The following is a 15,842-nucleotide window of genomic DNA, read 5'->3' as shown; positions in this document are numbered from 1 at the left end:
TTTTGCCAGAGCTGAGCGTCGACCGAGAGAAATGTCAGACATTCAACCCACAATCACAGGCTTTATCTCGCCCTACGGCGATTACAACCTGCGAAATACCCAGGTACTGAGCGGCGTCAGTCACATATGGCAGGATTTCTTTGCCCGTGCACTGGCCGAACAGTCGGGTGAAGTGCTGCCACAATCGCTGAATTTTCCACCGGTCGATTTGCAAAGCCCGGTTGAACCCACCGTGGGCAGTGACCTGCTGGCACACATCGTTGCCCAGCGCGAATGCGACGTGAAAGACAACGAAGTTCGCCCGCCCGAACCGCTGTTCCTGCCAATTGCCGAGTTCGAAATGGACCTGGCCGACAAACCATTCCCACCGTTCCCCGCCGAAGCAATCGTTGCCCAGCAGCAACAGCAAGACTTCGAGAGCGGCTGGGTGCGCCCGATCGTGCTCACCGCCGGTCAGCCGTTGCCGCAAGTCGGTCCCGCGCCGCAACCGCGTCCACTGCATTTGCCGATCGCCGAGTTCGAGCTCGATCTGCTGGACAAGCCGTTCCCGCCGTTCTCGCCTGAAGAACTGCTGGAGCAACAGAAACAACTCGATTTCGATAACGGCTGGGCACGCCCGATCATCCTGCAGAACCTGCGCCTTGCCGCCTAAGCGTCACCGACAGACCCACCAAGGCCCGACATCCAGATGAAAGTGATTGCGATGGGCGGCGTTGTAATCCGGACTCAGCACCACGCTGAACAGGCCACAGGCGCCATCGCGCACCTGCCTTAAAAATCTTCCATCCTGATTATCCTTCGGCCAATCCCTGAGTACATCGACAGTCCGGCCATCCGCCAGTCGAAAACCGGCGATATCCAGTGCATTGGCCGACGCGTGCTGGCTGAGCCTGCCATTCTCGCGACTGTAGACATTGCGGCAGGCAAAGCTGCCAAGGTGATCGACCCGTGTGACCGCTTGCCCGTAGATCGCCTGCGCCACAGGTTGCAGCGCGTGATGCTCGAACAGGGCAAACGACACGGCGAGTCGGCAGCTGGCAAGGAAACTGCTGCTCAAGGCCACGTCCCCGCCCTGTACACGCAAGACATTGGTCAGCGGACATTTGGCGTCCGGGCTGTCGGCCTGATGGGTCACGCGCAATCCGGAGCTGCTCAATGCCTGCTCGCACAGCTGCGAATCAACGCGCAGACGCATCAGTTTGAAGCGGGTCAGCAGGTTGGGCTCCGCCTTGACGTCCAGCGGCGCCCAGGGATTCCACTGCGGCGGCAAGGAGATCCAACCGCGCCAGACGCCCACTCCCGCAACTGCGATGATCAACAGGATCAGCAGCAGCCACCCGCGAAACCGCACCGTCAGCCTTTGAAAAACTGATTGGCCTGGGCGTAGGGCATGGAGCGCGACGTGAAGCCGAACGTGCCCGCCGTCTTGATCTCTTCGGCCGCGCGGTAGAACTCACCCAGCGCCGCCAGGGCCAGTGCCGAGCCGACACTGATGCGCTTGACGCCCATTTCGCCCAGTTGCTCGACCGTCAGCTTCAAGCCGCCGGACATCAACACATTGACCGGTTTCGGCGCCACGGCGCGAACCACCGCCAATACCTCTTCAGCGCTGCGCAACCCTGGCGCATACAACACGTCGGCACCCGCTTCGGCGAATGCCTGCAAGCGGCGAATCGTGTCGGCCAGATCCGGATTGCCATGCAGATAGTTCTCGGCCCGGGCTGTCAGCGTGAACGCGAAAGGCAAGCTGCGAGCCGCAGCGACGGCGGCCTCGATGCGCGCCACGGCATGTTCGAAGCAATAAATCGGCGCGTCCGGTCGGCCCGTGAAGTCTTCGATCGAACCGCCGACGGCACCTGCGGCCGCCGCCGCCAGAATGCTTTGCGCACATTCGGCAGGATCATCGGCAAATCCGTTTTCCAGATCGACCGCGACCGGCAGGTCGGTGGCGGCGACAATCGCCCGGACGTTGGCCAGGGTGTCGTCCAATGTCAGGCCGCCATCGGGGCGTCCCTGGGAAAAAGCGTAACCGGCGCTGGTAGTCGCCAGCGCCTCGAAACCCAGGCTGGCGAGCATCCTGGCCGAACCGGCATCCCACGGGTTGGGAATCACAAAAACCCCGTCGCGTTCGTGCAAGGCTCTGAACGCTTGGGCTCGAAGGGTTTGCGCATCCATTGGCTGGCTCCTCTGAAAGGGAAACGAGTCCGCTTCAGAGCAAGCCAAGTTGCTCCGCCGCGGGTTCTCTGTATAGCTCAGGCAGCGCCGGCAAGCCAGGCAGACGCAGCATCAGGCGCGCGTGGAAACGTTGTGCCAGTTTCGCCGCGAGCACATTGTCGGCGGTGTGCAGGAAGATGTAAGGCGTACGGCCCTCTTCGATCCACAGGGCGATTTTCTCCACCCACGGCAACAGAAACGGTTCATTGGCTTCAAGCTGCGGATGACCGATGAAACGCACCTGCGGCAATTGCGTGAACGCTGCCGGGCGCGGCGGCACACGGGGTTTCTTCGATTGGGCGTGCAGCACCGAAGGGTCGGTGGAGGTACAGCTGAACAAAGCACGGGGATCAAGGCAGATGCGCTCGACCCCACGATCGAGCAACAGGCGATTGAGCATCCGCTCGTTCTCGCCCTTGGCAAAGAACTCGTCATGCCGCACTTCAACGGCCAGCGGGCGCTGCAGCGCGTCGATGAATCCGGCCAGCTCGGGCAAGCGTTGCGGCGTAAAGCCCTTGGATAATTGCAGCCACAACGGCGCTACCCGCTCGCCCAGCGGGCTGAGCAATCGGGTGAAGGTTTCGGCGGCAGTCAGTTGTTCCCGCAGGTCCCCGCCGTGACTGATCTCGCGGGGAAACTTCGCGGTGAAGCGAAAGTGTGCGGGCATGACCTCGGCCCATCGTTGCACGGTACTGGCAGAGGGACTCGCGTAGAAGGTCGTATTGCCTTCCACGGCGTTGAACACTTGGCAATAGAGACCCAGAAAATCGGCGGGCCTGGCCGCTGCCGGGTAGAGGTAATCACGCCAGGCGTTTTCGCTCCAGGACGGGCAACCGAGGTAGTAAGGCAACATCAGATGTACAGGTCGAGGCCCAGCACTTGTGCATCCCAATCGACGAAACTGGCGGTGCTCAGGTAACTGGCCAGCGCCATTGCCACGCTTTTGTTCATCGCGCGGTGATAAAGCATGTCCTGCTGGCGGGCGGGAAGATTGCTCAGCTTCTGCGCAGCGGCTTTGGCGGCACGGGCAGCCAGCTGTTCTTCAGTCGCAAATGCAAGTTCGCCTTCGATATCGACGGACTCGTCTTCCACTCGCGGGTCTTTGCGAGGCTTGCGCTTGATGGGGTAGGACTGAGAGGAAACGCCGTCTATACGCATAGGTGCATGCTCGGTATCAGTAATGGCAGTCTAGTGGCACATAACCCACATCGCAAACTGCCTAGTGATAACTAGAACACATAAAAGGCAAAAGGTTTAAAACCCGGGGTTAGAAAAACGACGATTGGCTGGCGTTTACCTTGTGGCGAGGGGATTTATCCCCGCTGGGCTACGAAGCGGCCCCAAAAAAATGGGACTGCTATGCAGTCCAACGGGGATAAATCCCCTCGCCACAGGAGAATGCTTAACGTGCTTTAGGTGTCGCCACTTTATCGCGCAGATAAACCGGCTGCGCCTCATCCGCCACGATCGCCTCGCCACGTTCCCAAGCGAAACGCGCCAGGGTCAACAAATCTTCAGCATGGGGCAACATGCCCGCATCCTGCCCGCTCAGGCTCACGCCAATGCGTTCGGCATAGCCCCAACCGGTGCCCGCGCCGAACCACTCACCGCTGGCATCGGCCGGCAATGCAGCGACTTCCGGTGGCAATACCGCTTCGGCGCCAATCAGGCGCATCTCCCCTGCCGATTCGCGGTAGCAACCCCAATACACCTCGTCCATCCGCGCATCGATGGCCGCCGCGACCTGGCTGGCACCGTGTTCGCGATAGGCGCGTTGGGCCAGCACCGCCAGGTTCGACACCGGCAATACCGGGCGATCGAGTGCGAAGGCCAGGCCTTGCACCACACCGATGGCAATCCGCACGCCGGTGAATGCACCCGGCCCGCGACCGAAGGCGATGGCATCGACCGCTTGCAGGGTGGTACCGGCATCGGCGAGCAATTGCTGGATCATCGGCAGCAGCTTCTGTGCATGCAGGCGCGGAATCACCTCGTAATGGCTCGTCACTTTGCCGTCATGCAGCAAGGCAACGGAGCAAGCTTCAGTCGCGGTGTCCAGGGCCAGCAAGGTGCTCATCGATGTTTCCACAAGAGAGGTCAGAAAAAAGTCCGTCAGTATAAACAACTACGGCCCGCAAGCGGGCCGTAGAAGATCAAGCTATTTTCAGCTCAGGGCAGCCAGCACCTTGTCGGTGATCGCTTCAACCGAGCCGACGCCTTCGATATGGCTGTACTTCGGCTTGCCGTTGGCAGCAGACAGCTTCTGGTAGAAGTCCACCAGCGGTTTGGTCTGCGAATGGTAGACGGACAGGCGATGACGCACGGTTTCTTCAGTGTCGTCCTTGCGCTGTACCAGCTCTTCGCCGGTGATGTCGTCCTTGCCAGCAATTTTCGGCGGGTTGTAGACGATGTGGTAGACACGACCGCTGGCCTCGTGAACACGGCGACCGGCGATACGCTGCACGATCTCTTCGTCTTCAACGGCGATTTCAACCACCGCGTCGAGCTCGACACCGGCAGTCACCAGGGCTTCAGCCTGGGGAATGGTGCGCGGGAAACCGTCGAACAGGAAACCGTTGGCGCAGTCGGACTGGGCGATACGGTCCTTTACCAGGGCGATGATCAAGTCATCGGACACCAGGCCACCGGCATCCATGATGCTCTTGGCCTTGATGCCCAGCTCGGTGCCAGCCTTGACCGCGGCACGCAGCATGTCGCCGGTGGAGATTTGCGGAATACCGAATTTTTCGGTGATGAACTTAGCCTGAGTACCTTTACCGGCCCCGGGAGCTCCCAGCAGAATGACGCGCATCGATGTGCTCCTCAATTTTTTATATGGATAACGTCAGATTCGCCTCGTGGGGCCAATCTCAAAAATAGGGTCGTGACCGCCCAAACGGCCAAAGGCTGATCAAGATACACAGCAGGCTTCGCCCACACAAGCCGCCAAAAGTCGGAGAAACCACTGCCTGTCGTGACCGCGCAACCCGGTTCCCCAAGTCGCAACCCCATCATTAACTGTCGCCTGGCAGCACTTTTTTACCCGCCTTTGAACCGCATCCGGCGCTCCCGCCGGATGCCCAAAAGCATGGCAAAAATCCTCAGCCGGTGTTGCGCAAACCGGCGGCAATCCCTGCTACAGACACCAGCAACGCCTGTTCTACCGGGCTGTCCTGGGCCACATCCGGTTGCCGCGATCGTGCCAGCAACTCTGCCTGCAATAGATGAAGCGGGTCGAGGTAAGTGTTGCGCAAGCGGATGAATTCCAGGGTGGCTGGGCTATGTGCCAGCAGCTGCGACTGACCGGTCAAGCCGAGAACGATGGCGCATGCCTGCGACAATAGGTCGCGTAAATGCGCGCCCAAAGGTAGCAAGTCCGGCTCGACCAGACGCTCGTCGTAGGAGCGGGCAATATCCGCATCGGCCTTGGCCAGGACCATTTCCAGCATGTCGATGCGCGTGCGGAAAAACGGCCACTGCTCGCGCATCTGCTGCAGCAGTTCGCCCTCACCGCGCTCCAGCGCTTTGCTCAGGGCCGCTTCCCAGCCCAGCCAGGCGGGCAGCATCAACCGGGTCTGGGTCCAGCCGAAGATCCACGGGATGGCCCGCAGGCTTTCGATCCCGCCGGCACGGCGCTTGGCCGGGCGACTGCCCAGCGGCAGGCGCCCTAGCTCCTGTTCCGGGGTGGACTGGCGGAAATATTCCACGAACTGCGGATTTTCCCGCACCACCGCACGGTAGGCGCTGACCCCATCGGCGGCCAGTTCGTCCATCAGATGGCGCCACTCAGGTGTCGGCGGCGGCGGTGGCAGCAAGGTCGCTTCGAGCACCGCGGCCAGATACAGATTGAGGTTTTGCTCAGCAATGTCCGGCAGGCCGAATTTGAATCGAATCATCTCCCCCTGCTCGGTGGTGCGGAAGCGTCCGGCGACTGAACCCGGCGGCTGCGACAGAATCGCCGCGTGCGCCGGGCCGCCACCCCTCCCCACCGTGCCGCCGCGACCATGGAACAACAGCAGTTCCACGTCGTGCGAGCGGCAGATATCCACCAGTTGTTCCTGCGCCCGGTACTGGGCCCAGGCGGCTGCCGTGGTCCCTGCGTCCTTGGCCGAGTCGGAATAACCGATCATCACTTCCTGCGGGCCTTGCAGGCGCGAGCGATAGCCCGGCAGCAACAAGAGTTTCTCGATCACTGGACCTGCGTTATCGAGGTCGGCAAGGGTTTCGAACAGCGGCACCACGCGCATCGGCCGCAATACCCCTGACTCCTTGAGCAGTAGCTGCACGGCCAGCACGTCGGAAGCAGCACCGGCCATGGAAATCACGTAGGAGCCCAGCGACGCCCCTGGCGCCGCAGCGATTTCCCGGCAAGTCGCCAGCACTTCGGCGGTATCGGCCGAAGGCTTGTAGTAGGCCGGCAACAAGGGCCGACGGTTATTCAGTTCGCGCGTCAGGAAGACGATACGCTCTTCTTCGCTCCAGTCTTCATAGCGACCCAGGCCAAGGTAGTCGGTGATTTCGGTCATGGCCGCGGTATGGCGCGACGAGTCCTGACGTACGTCGAGGCGCACCAGGAACAGGCCGAACGTCACGGCCCGGCGCAGGCAATCGAGCAAGGGACCGTCGGCGATGACGCCCATGCCGCACTCATGCAGCGAGTGGTAGCACAGCTCCAGTGGGTCGAGCAGGTCGCGATTGTCTTGCAGCACATCGGCCGGTGCAGGTGTCGGCGTCGACAACGCGGTGTGCGCCCAGCTTCGCGTGGCGCGCAGGCGTTCGCGTAGCTGCTTGAGCACAGCGCGGTAAGGTTCGGCGCTGTCGCCAGCCTTGGCCTTCAATTCTTCACTGGCCTGCTGCATCGACAACTCCGCAGCCAGATGATCGACATCGCGCAGGTACAAATCGGCCGCCATCCAGCGCGCCAGCAGCAGTACTTCACGGGTCACGGCCGCCGTCACGTTGGGGTTGCCGTCGCGGTCGCCACCCATCCACGAGGCAAAACGAATCGGCGCCGCTTCCAATGGCAAATGCAGTCCCGTGGCGGCATGCAGGGCCTGGTCCGCCTTGCGCAGGTAATTGGGGATCGCTTGCCACAGCGAATGCTCGATCACCGCGAAGCCCCATTTGGCTTCGTCAACCGGCGTCGGGCGCGTGCGGCGGATTTCTTCGGTGTGCCAGGCTTCGGCGATCAGGCGCTGCAACGTCGACTTGATCTGCTCGCACTCAGCGCTGGTCAGGTCGCGATGGTCCTGCGCCGCCAGTTGCGCGGCGATGGCGTCGTATTTCTGGATCAGCGTGCGGCGCGCGACTTCGGTCGGGTGCGCCGTCAGCACCAGCTCGATTTCCAGCCGTCCCAACTGACGGGCCAGGGACTCGGCGCCATGACCTTCGGCGCGCAGGCGGGCGAGCAGCTCTGGCAGGACCCGCGCCTCGAAGGGCGCGGGCTGGGATTCTTCACGTCGGTGAATCAGCTGGTACTGCTCGGCAATGTTGGCCAGGTTGAGAAACTGGTTGAACGCCCGCGCCACTGGCAGCAGTTCGTCCTCCGTCAACTGGTTGAGGCTGGCGCTAAGCTCGGCGTCCATGGAACCGCGACGGTCAGCCTTGGCGCCCTTGCGGATCTGCTCGATCTTGTCGAGAAAACCGTCCCCGTACTGTTCCCGAATGGTGTTGCCCAACAACTCACCGAGCAGGTGAACGTCTTCGCGCAAGCGTGCATCAATATCGGTCATCAACAGTTCTCCAGCGAAAAATCCGGTCGACCAGGAACCTTAAGAGTGCCGCTCCAGACCGGTTCTTACAAGCAAGACGACGAAGGGCCTTTAAACCTTTGGCGTAAAAGCTAGTCTCAAGGGTAAGCCGTACAACGGCTTGTCGCCGGCATCTGCCGGACATTCCCCGCCTGCCGGGAGCAGGAGTGCAATGAGGTCATTATGAAAATCCGCGAGCTTGCCAACCACTGGGAAGAAAACGCCAAGGGTCGCCTGACCGACACAGGCTATTCGATTCATCTGGACGTGGAGGCTGCCGCACGGCTTGCGGCGATTATCGAGATGTACCCCAAGCGGCATCCTGAAGAACTGCTGGGCGAGTTGATCGGGGCTGCCCTGGAAGAACTGGAAAAAAGTTTTCCGTATGTGAAAGGTTCCACCGTAGTGGCCACTGATGAAGAGGGCGATCCGTTGTACGAAGACATCGGCCCGACCCCACGTTTCCTCGCTTTGTCCCGTCGTCATTTGCATGACCTGTCGGCCGCTGGCGACAAGCAAAAGCACTGATTTTTTTTGTATTTGTCCCTCCTGAAAATCACTGTTCGCACCCCTTTCGAGGGGTGTGATCAGCTATGTTCATCGCCACATTCCTCGATATAGAGCCCTTCGAGCTGCGTCGAAGTTTTTTCGATAGCCAGCTAAATTTCTGAACTTTCAAAAAACGCCTCGGGTCAACCCAGTAACCACGCCTGGGACGGCCGTTTCAAAAAGCCTTGTGAAATACGGTTTCGGCTCATTGCCCAGGATGGATATTCACGTTGCTCAGGAGTTAGCCCAATGGAGTTGAAAACGATGAAAACCCGAACTGGCAAATCCTCTTCCCTGCACGGACTGAAAATGGCGGCACTGGCCATCGGCACAGGCCTCGTGCTGGCCGGTTGCGCGGGTAACCCGCCCACCGAGCAATTCGCCGTCACCGAGTCAGCGGTCAACAGCGCCGTCAGTGCCGGTGGTACCGAGTTCGCGGCAGTGGAAATGAAGGCTGCACAAGACAAACTCAAGCAAGCCGAAATCGCCATGCACGACAAGCAGTTCGATCAAGCCAAGACCTTGGCCGAACAGGCTGAGTGGGACGCTCGTGTAGCCGAGCGCAAAGCCCAGGCGATGAAAGCCGAACAATCTGTGAAGGACTCTCAGAAAGGGGTTCAGGAACTGCGTCAGGAAAGCCAGCGCACCGTTCAGTAACAGTGCTGCACGACGTGTTTCTTACTCGATTGAAAAGGACTAAAACCATGAATTCAAAAAATTTGATGATCCCTGCCCTGCTGGCCGCCAGCGTTGCTTTGGCCGCATGCTCAACGCCACCGAACGCCAACCTGGAACAGGCCCGCACCAATTATTCCGGCCTGCAAGCCAACCCACAGGCGAGCAAAGTCGCGGCGCTGGAAACCAAGGACGCCAGCGATTACCTGGACAAGGCCGACAAGGCCTACCTGGACAAGGAAGACCCGGCCAAGGTTGACCAGTTGGCCTACCTGACCAACCAGCGTGTCGAAGTGGCGAAACAGACCATCGCCCTGCGCACCGCCGAAGCCAATCTGAAGAACGCTTCTGCACAACGGGCCCAGGCGCGTCTTGACGCCCGCGACCAGCAGATCAAGCAACTTCAAGACAGCCTCAATGCCAAACAGACCGATCGCGGCACGTTGGTGACCTTCGGTGATGTGCTGTTCGCCACCGACAAGGCCGAGCTGAAATCCAACGGCATGATGAACATCAACAAACTGGCGCAGTACCTTCAGGAAAATCCGGACCGCAAGGTGATTGTCGAGGGTTACACCGACAGCACCGGTACCGCCTCGCACAACCAGTCACTGTCGGAACGCCGCGCCAGCTCCGTGCGCATGGCGCTGGTGAAGATGGGTGTTGATCCAACCCGTATCGTCGCCCAGGGTTATGGCAAGGAATATCCCGTGGCGGAAAATACCAGCGTCTCGGGCCGGGCACAGAATCGTCGGGTGGAAGTGACGATTTCCAATGACAACCAGCCGGTGATTCCGCGTTCGGCGGTGAGCTCGAATTAAGCATCATGCAATAATCTAAAAGCCCCGCCTGATCTGATCAGGCGGGGCTTTTAGTTTTCAAGATCAAAAGATCGCAGCCTTCGGCAGCGCCTACTGTTCCAGCTTCTGCGGCGTTTCCTGCCCCATGCAGCGCACCGCCTTCTTCTTGTTGTTGACCAGCACGCCGGTCAGGCCTTTCTGCTCGGTGTCGAACAACACCAACACACCATCGATGCACTGCGCCACTTGCGCCGCCGGCTCCAGGGAGACTTTGTAATCTTCGCCCGGCACGGTCTTGAGCATGGTGAAATCGTTGAGCAGCAACGCATCCTCTGGCTTGGCGAAGTGCAGGTAGCCGTACCACCACAAGGCCGCGACGGTGCCGAGGATGCTGCAGATACCGGTGATGATCAGCGGGATGGCGTTACGTTCTTCACTCATTGCGGGCTCTCTGGTGGTTCATTTTCAGAATGTTCGGGTGCCGGGTAATTGGGGATTTCGCCCAAGCGGCGCAGGCCGTTGAAATGCTGCGGGTCATCGAGATAACGCAACATGACCTTGCGCCAGACCGGGTCGGCGAATGTCTGCACGTGACCGCCACGGGTCAGTTGCAGCACCCTGGGCGGCGGCGCAGCTTGATACAGACGGATGCCGTTGGAAAGAGGCACGAGCGGATCGTCGATGCTGTGATAGATCAGTTTCGGCACGCCATTGAGCTGCGCCATGGAATTGATTGCACTGTCGCCATCAGGCACCAGCCAGGACAGCGGCACCTGGAACGCCCAGAACACCCATGAATTGCTCAGCGCATAACGACCGACACTGCGGTAACTGGCAGGCACACCATCGAGCACAATCGCCTTCAGTTGTTTTTGCCGCTCGGGGTGTTGCACGAGGTAGTGAACCGCCATCGAACCGCCGAGGCTCTGTCCCAGCACGATCAGCGGCTTGCCCTTGACCTCCGGGGCCTGGTCGAGCCACTTGAACGCGGCGTCGATGTCCTGATAGATCGCCGGCAAGCTCGGTTCGCCCTCGGACAAGCCGTAACCGCGATAGTCCACCAGCAACACCTGGTAACCCTCTTTAGGCAGCCACCAGCTCCCGCCCAGGTGCATGGGCAGGTTGCCACCGTTGCCGTGCAGGTGCAGAACAGTGCCTTTGACCTCGACACCTTTTTTTGCCGGCAGCCACCAGCCGTGCAGCTTGAGGCCGTCGGCGGTAGTCAGGGTGACATCGCGGTATTCGAGCTTGGCTTTTTCCGGGGTGAACAACTGGCCTGGCTCGGGGTAGAACAGCAGCGAGCTGCAACCGCTCAGGGCCAGGAGAAGGCAGAAGATGCCGAGGATTCTCATCCGGTGAAACCTCGCGAAAAAATGAGGTGGAACGTAATTCACATGTGGGAGCGGGCTTGCTCGCGAAAGCGGTGTGTCAGACAACAGAAATGTTGAATGTTAGACCGTATTCGCGAGCAAGCCCGCTCCCACATTTGGTCCGCGCCTTCCTAAAGAATGTTGGAGTAATCCGCCTCGATCCGGTCCAGGCTCAGGTGATTGAGGAAGTTGGAGAAACACATCCACGCCGACAACGCGTTCATGTCGCGAAACTGTTCAGGCAGGTACTTGGGCGGCACCACCAGGCCTTCATCCACCAGCAGGCGCAAGGTGCGCATGTCTTCCAGGGTAGTCTTGCCGCAGAACAACAGCGGTATCTGCTCCAGCTTGCCTTTACGCACGGCCAGTTGAATGTAGTTGTAAATCATGATGAAGCCCTTGAGGTAGGACAAGTCTTTGGTGAATGGCAGACCTGTCGGCACCGAGCCGCGGAAAACGCGACTGGCGTTGCTGTAGCTCTCGGGCATCTCGAAGCCTTGTTCACGGAAGAACTCGAACACCTGCAGGAAATCCGCGCCCTCCTCGACCATGTGAATGGCCCGCGTGCGGTTGGTCAGTTTGCGCAGGCGGCTCGGGTAGGAGGCAAAGGTGATGATTTCCATCAGGATCGCCAGGCCTTCCTGGGTCACCGTCGACGAGGGCGGCCCCTTGGACAGGAAGGTACAGATCGGCTGGTTCAAACCGTTGAGGGTGGTACCGACATGCACCAGCCCTTCGTGGACCTCCAGGGCGCGCACATCGCGCTGATTGAACATCGCATCGGAGCGGATCTTGATGTAGTCAGCGCCGGCCGCCGCATCGGCGACGATGCCGTCAGACTCGAACACGCGGATGGTTTCCTCGGCTTCGCCAAATACTTTGTTCAAGCGATGTTGCAACAGGTCGACCGCTTCCTTGGCCGTCAGCGTCTTCGGTTCATCCTTGAGGTCGCCACGACCGTCGATGTTGTTCAGGTACTCGGACAACATCATGCCCAGGTCGGACAGGGTCGGGTCGCCAGCATGAAAGGCGTCCGAAGCAGCGCCATACAACTCCTGGGAAATCAGGCCGAAATCCTCGGTGCCACGCGCTTCGAGCATGCGCACCACCATCCGGTATTCCTTGCACATGCGGCGCATGATTTGCCCGACCGGGTTGAACTGGCCGAGTTGACGGGTGATGTCGCGCTCGATGTTCTGGAATTCCAGCTTGACCTTGCTGGAATCGAAGGCCAACGGACGGTTGAGATAGTAATCACGGTCCACCGCGGGCATTTCCTTGCCCTTGGCCTTGAGGAAGCCCTTGCGGATGTTGTCGTCCCATTTCACCGCATCGAGGACACGAATCGGCGTCTGTGCCAGCACAATGCGATCGGACAAAATGCGTATCGACTGCTGGTAATCGTCCACCCGGAACTCCTGTTGAAACCTGTTGGTTATTGGGCCTTGGCCTGGCGCTGGTAGCGGACCGCTTCGACGAATACATCGGAGTTGGCGGGATCGTCGAGGTAGGCCGATACCTGGTCCATCTTGCTGTCGATCAACACACCCTCGCCGTCGTCGGTCTGGAAGCCTTCGCCACTGAGAATTTTCTGCCCAAGCGCCTGCTTGATTTGCTCGAGGTCGAGGTTGTACACCACCAGTTCACGCTTGTCGGTGAGTTCGAGGCCGGCAATCGTGAAATGCCCGCCGAACCGGGCCGGCACTTTCGCCGAGAGATACCAGCGGCTACCGTGGTGAGACAGGGTAAATGGATAGGCTTCGCGTTCCTTGGGCCTGGCCTTGAAGTAGCTGACCGCCTGATAGCGATTGTCGCCGATGCGCGTCAACTCCAGATTCAGCGGTTCACCCCAGGCGTTGGTACTGGTCCATTTTCCCAGTAACCCCTTTGGCGCGGGCTCGCTCGTGGGCAGCGGCTCCTTGAAAGTCACCAGGCAGCCGCTGAGCAGCAGGAACGACAAGGCGATCACTACGGCGCGCCAAGCTTTCATTCAATACTCCCTATTTGGAACGAGCTCCATCCCAAGGTGGGAGCGGGCTTGCTCGCGAAAGCGGTACAACATTCAACATTGATATCGACTGACACACCGTCTTCGCGGGCAAGCCCGCTCCCACAGGGGTTAAGCGTACACCCCAGCGGATTAAACCGAAGCCAGCACCAAATGCATATAACGCGTCAGTATGCCGAGCATCTCCTCTTCGGCATCCGGTTCGGCGTCGTTGAGCAGGCCCTGATATTCCATCCGTCCGATTATCGCCGTCAACACTTTGGCGTCCTGTTGTGGTTCGCGAGAGCCCAGCACCTGGAAAAGCTGGCAGGAGCCCTGCAACAGGATTTGCTGATGGGAGCGCACCAACTGGGCCAGGCGCGGGTTCAGCAGCGCTTCCTGGCGGAACGCCTGCTCGGCCATCAAGTGCTCACGGCGGGTGATCAGTTGCCGGTGGACATAGTCGGTCATCAACCGCGCAATGTCGTCCGCCAACTTTGATCGAGCCTGCGCACTGCCATCGCCACTGGCGATCATGTCGCGCAGCAGGCCCTCGTTGTTCACCCACAGCTTGGCCATGTAGGCCGCGCTGCGCTCCACATACTGGGCGAAGGTATCGGTGAGCAGGTCATCGATATCCTTGAAGTAGTAAGTGGTTGCCGATAACGGCACTTGCGCCTCGGCAGCCACCGCACGATGCCTTACGGCCCGCACGCCATCGCGCACGACAATGCGCATCGCGGCATCGAGAATGTCCTGTCGACGTTGCTCGCTGCCCTGCCGGCTGGCCTTGCGGCCCTGGTACTGAACACTTTCAGCAACCGCAGTGGCGATACCCGCTGCACCTTCTTGAGCCATTGCACGATTCACGACAGGTCTTTCCTCTCAGATGAAACTAACAAGTTGATACGTTTGTACCAGACAGGCAATAAAAAGCCGCCTGAAGAGGCGGCTTTTTTATTGAAACACTTACGCCTGTGGCCGCATGTGCGGGAACAGGATCACGTCGCGGATCGACGGGGAGTTGGTCAACAACATCACCAGGCGGTCGATGCCGATGCCTTCACCGGCCGTCGGTGGCATGCCGTACTCCAGCGCGCGCACGAAGTCGGCGTCGTAGTGCATGGCTTCGTCGTCGCCAGCGTCCTTGTCGGCCACCTGGGCCATGAAACGCTCGGCCTGGTCTTCCGCGTCGTTCAACTCGGAGTAGGCGTTGGCGATTTCACGACCACCGATGAACAGCTCGAAGCGGTCGGTGACATTCGGGTTCTCGTCGTTGCGGCGAGCCAGCGGCGACACTTCGAACGGGTACTGGGTAATGAAGTGCGGCTGCTCCAGCTTGTGCTCGACCAGCTCTTCGAAAATCATCACCTGCAGCTTGCCCAGGCCTTCGAAGCCCAGCACCTTGGCGCCGGCCTTCTTGGCGATGGCGCGAGCCTTGTCGATGTCGTTCAGGTCATCGGCGGTCAACTCAGGGTTGTACTTGAGGATCGAGTCGAACACCGACAGGCGCACGAACGGCTCGCCGAAGTGGAACACCTTGTCGCCGTACGGCACGTCGGTGCTGCCCAGGACCAGCTGTGCCAGCTCACGGAACAGTTCTTCGGTCAGGTCCATGTTGTCTTCGTAGTCGGCGTAGGCCTGGTAGAACTCCAACATGGTGAATTCAGGGTTGTGACGAGTCGAAACGCCTTCGTTACGGAAGTTGCGGTTGATCTCGAACACTTTTTCGAAGCCACCAACCACCAGACGCTTGAGGTACAGCTCTGGCGCGATACGCAGGAACATTTCCATGTCCAGCGCGTTGTGGTGGGTTTCGAACGGCTTGGCCGCGGCGCCACCTGGAATGGTCTGCAGCATCGGCGTTTCGACTTCGAGGAAGTCGCGCTTCATCAGGAAGCTGCGAATGTGCGCGATCACTTGCGAACGTACGCGGAACGTCTGGCGCACGTCTTCGTTGACGATCAGGTCAACGTAACGCTGGCGATAGCGCTGTTCGGTGTCGGTCAGGCCGTGGTGCTTGTCCGGCAGCGGGCGCAGGGACTTGGTCAGCAGGCGCACGTGGGTCATTTCAACGTACAGGTCACCTTTGCCGGAACGGGCCAGGGTGCCTTCGGCAGCAATGATGTCGCCCATGTCCCAGGTTTTCACCGCGGCCAGGGTGTCTTCGGACAGGGTCTTGCGGTTGACGTAGACCTGGATGCGCCCGGTCATGTCCTGGATCACCATGAACGAGCCACGGTTGAGCATGATGCGACCGGCAACCTTGACCGGGATTGCAGCCTCTGCCAGCTCTTCCTTGGTCTTGTCCGCGTACTGTTTCTGCAAGTCATTGCAGTAGTTTTCGCGGCGGAAGTCGTTGGGGAAGGCATTGCCCTTGGCGCGCTCGGCAGCAAGCTTTTCCTTGCGCAGGGCGATCAGGGAGTTTTCTTCCTGTTGCAGGGCTTGCGGGTCGAGTTCTAGGTCGCTCATGTCTTTAAATATTCCATCACAGGTT

Annotated in this window: 17 protein-coding genes; 4 read left to right on the top strand and 13 right to left on the bottom strand. The window is 59.9% G+C overall.

The annotated features are described in order from the left end of the window. The first annotated feature begins 31 nt into the window (after positions 1–31). Entirely contained in the window at positions 32–652 is a 621-nt protein-coding gene (locus tag CGA21_RS27655) for an energy transducer TonB (protein ID WP_188265492.1), read from the top strand. A gap of 3 nt (positions 653–655) precedes the next feature. Here CGA21_RS27655 and CGA21_RS27650 read toward each other — a convergent pair whose 3' ends face one another. The 7 genes from CGA21_RS27650 to ppc form a co-directional block, all read right to left on the bottom strand. Beyond that, positions 656–1,351 carry an extensin family protein gene (locus CGA21_RS27650; protein ID WP_188265491.1) on the bottom strand — a complete coding sequence of 232 codons (696 nt, stop codon included), beginning with the start codon at positions 1,349–1,351 and terminating at the stop codon, positions 656–658. A gap of 2 nt (positions 1,352–1,353) precedes the next feature. Beyond that, a complete protein-coding gene (locus CGA21_RS27645; protein ID WP_188265490.1) occupies positions 1,354–2,175 on the bottom strand; it encodes an oxaloacetate decarboxylase in 822 nt (273 codons plus the stop codon). 34 nt (positions 2,176–2,209) lie between these two features. Continuing rightward, positions 2,210–3,070 (bottom strand): DUF72 domain-containing protein, encoded by an 861-nt coding sequence (locus CGA21_RS27640; protein WP_188265499.1) that lies wholly within the window; start codon positions 3,068–3,070, stop codon positions 2,210–2,212. Beyond that, positions 3,067–3,372: a hypothetical protein gene (locus CGA21_RS27635; protein WP_033043307.1), complete on the bottom strand. Its 306-nt coding sequence runs from the start codon at positions 3,370–3,372 to the stop codon at positions 3,067–3,069. The genes CGA21_RS27640 and CGA21_RS27635 overlap by 4 nt, the downstream gene beginning before the upstream one ends. Positions 3,373–3,616: 244 nt before the next feature. Beyond that, entirely contained in the window at positions 3,617–4,291 is a 675-nt protein-coding gene (gene tsaB / locus CGA21_RS27630; protein WP_188265489.1) for a tRNA (adenosine(37)-N6)-threonylcarbamoyltransferase complex dimerization subunit type 1 TsaB, read from the bottom strand. Positions 4,292–4,378: 87 nt separating this feature from the next. Next, positions 4,379–5,026: an adenylate kinase gene (adk, locus tag CGA21_RS27625; RefSeq protein WP_020799645.1), complete on the bottom strand. Its 648-nt coding sequence runs from the start codon at positions 5,024–5,026 to the stop codon at positions 4,379–4,381. 289 nt (positions 5,027–5,315) lie between these two features. After that, the gene (gene ppc, locus CGA21_RS27620) at positions 5,316–7,946 is read right to left on the bottom strand and encodes a phosphoenolpyruvate carboxylase (protein WP_188265488.1); all 2,631 of its coding nucleotides are present in this window, start codon (positions 7,944–7,946) and stop codon (positions 5,316–5,318) included. A gap of 201 nt (positions 7,947–8,147) precedes the next feature. On the opposite strand from ppc, the gene CGA21_RS27615 reads away from it, so the two are divergent. The 3 genes from CGA21_RS27615 to CGA21_RS27605 all read left to right on the top strand — a co-directional run bounded on the left by CGA21_RS27615 (position 8,148) and on the right by CGA21_RS27605 (position 10,009). Next, the gene (locus tag CGA21_RS27615; RefSeq protein ID WP_020799647.1) at positions 8,148–8,492 is read left to right on the top strand and encodes a hypothetical protein; all 345 of its coding nucleotides are present in this window, start codon (positions 8,148–8,150) and stop codon (positions 8,490–8,492) included. Between the two features lie 270 nt (positions 8,493–8,762). Then, a complete protein-coding gene (locus tag CGA21_RS27610; RefSeq protein WP_188265487.1) occupies positions 8,763–9,170 on the top strand; it encodes a DUF4398 domain-containing protein in 408 nt (135 codons plus the stop codon). Between the two features lie 47 nt (positions 9,171–9,217). After that, a complete protein-coding gene (locus CGA21_RS27605) occupies positions 9,218–10,009 on the top strand; it encodes an OmpA family protein (protein ID WP_110748643.1) in 792 nt (263 codons plus the stop codon). 90 nt (positions 10,010–10,099) lie between these two features. Here CGA21_RS27605 and CGA21_RS27600 read toward each other — a convergent pair whose 3' ends face one another. The 6 genes from CGA21_RS27600 to lysS all read right to left on the bottom strand — a co-directional run bounded on the left by CGA21_RS27600 (position 10,100) and on the right by lysS (position 15,817). Beyond that, positions 10,100–10,429: a hypothetical protein gene (locus tag CGA21_RS27600; RefSeq protein WP_110748640.1), complete on the bottom strand. Its 330-nt coding sequence runs from the start codon at positions 10,427–10,429 to the stop codon at positions 10,100–10,102. Further along, positions 10,426–11,340 (bottom strand): alpha/beta hydrolase, encoded by a 915-nt coding sequence (locus CGA21_RS27595; protein ID WP_188265486.1) that lies wholly within the window; start codon positions 11,338–11,340, stop codon positions 10,426–10,428. The genes CGA21_RS27600 and CGA21_RS27595 overlap by 4 nt, the downstream gene beginning before the upstream one ends. A gap of 149 nt (positions 11,341–11,489) precedes the next feature. Then, on the bottom strand, positions 11,490–12,767 hold the full coding sequence (locus CGA21_RS27590) for a flavohemoglobin expression-modulating QEGLA motif protein (RefSeq protein WP_020799652.1): 1,278 nt from the start codon (positions 12,765–12,767) through the stop codon (positions 11,490–11,492). A gap of 26 nt (positions 12,768–12,793) precedes the next feature. Then, the gene (locus CGA21_RS27585) at positions 12,794–13,348 is read right to left on the bottom strand and encodes a hypothetical protein (RefSeq protein ID WP_110748635.1); all 555 of its coding nucleotides are present in this window, start codon (positions 13,346–13,348) and stop codon (positions 12,794–12,796) included. Positions 13,349–13,498: 150 nt separating this feature from the next. Next, positions 13,499–14,215, bottom strand: coding sequence for a TetR/AcrR family transcriptional regulator (locus CGA21_RS27580; protein WP_177411577.1), 717 nt, complete (start codon positions 14,213–14,215; stop codon positions 13,499–13,501). A 99-nt stretch (positions 14,216–14,314) separates the two neighbouring features. Further along, positions 14,315–15,817: a lysine--tRNA ligase gene (lysS, locus tag CGA21_RS27575; protein ID WP_188265485.1), complete on the bottom strand. Its 1,503-nt coding sequence runs from the start codon at positions 15,815–15,817 to the stop codon at positions 14,315–14,317. Positions 15,818–15,842 lie beyond the last annotated feature (25 nt).

This window comes from Pseudomonas sp. PSB11, from assembly GCF_014596605.1.
In the GTDB taxonomy this organism is placed as follows: domain Bacteria; phylum Pseudomonadota; class Gammaproteobacteria; order Pseudomonadales; family Pseudomonadaceae; genus Aquipseudomonas; species Aquipseudomonas umsongensis.
Note: the sequence above shows the minus strand (reverse complement) of the source record. Positions and strands in the feature narration are given on the sequence as shown.

Coding starts and splice junctions, on each gene's coding strand:
- CGA21_RS27655 (WP_188265492.1), top strand. CDS start 32: ATGTCAGACATTCAACCCACAATCACAGGCTTTATCTCGCCCTACGGC.
- CGA21_RS27645 (WP_188265490.1), bottom strand. CDS start 2,175: ATGGATGCGCAAACCCTTCGAGCCCAAGCGTTCAGAGCCTTGCACGAA.
- CGA21_RS27635 (WP_033043307.1), bottom strand. CDS start 3,372: ATGCGTATAGACGGCGTTTCCTCTCAGTCCTACCCCATCAAGCGCAAG.
- tsaB (WP_188265489.1), bottom strand. CDS start 4,291: ATGAGCACCTTGCTGGCCCTGGACACCGCGACTGAAGCTTGCTCCGTT.
- adk (WP_020799645.1), bottom strand. CDS start 5,026: ATGCGCGTCATTCTGCTGGGAGCTCCCGGGGCCGGTAAAGGTACTCAG.
- ppc (WP_188265488.1), bottom strand. CDS start 7,946: ATGACCGATATTGATGCACGCTTGCGCGAAGACGTTCACCTGCTCGGT.
- CGA21_RS27615 (WP_020799647.1), top strand. CDS start 8,148: ATGAAAATCCGCGAGCTTGCCAACCACTGGGAAGAAAACGCCAAGGGT.
- CGA21_RS27610 (WP_188265487.1), top strand. CDS start 8,763: ATGGAGTTGAAAACGATGAAAACCCGAACTGGCAAATCCTCTTCCCTG.
- CGA21_RS27605 (WP_110748643.1), top strand. CDS start 9,218: ATGAATTCAAAAAATTTGATGATCCCTGCCCTGCTGGCCGCCAGCGTT.
- CGA21_RS27600 (WP_110748640.1), bottom strand. CDS start 10,429: ATGAGTGAAGAACGTAACGCCATCCCGCTGATCATCACCGGTATCTGC.
- CGA21_RS27595 (WP_188265486.1), bottom strand. CDS start 11,340: ATGAGAATCCTCGGCATCTTCTGCCTTCTCCTGGCCCTGAGCGGTTGC.
- CGA21_RS27585 (WP_110748635.1), bottom strand. CDS start 13,348: ATGAAAGCTTGGCGCGCCGTAGTGATCGCCTTGTCGTTCCTGCTGCTC.
- lysS (WP_188265485.1), bottom strand. CDS start 15,817: ATGAGCGACCTAGAACTCGACCCGCAAGCCCTGCAACAGGAAGAAAAC.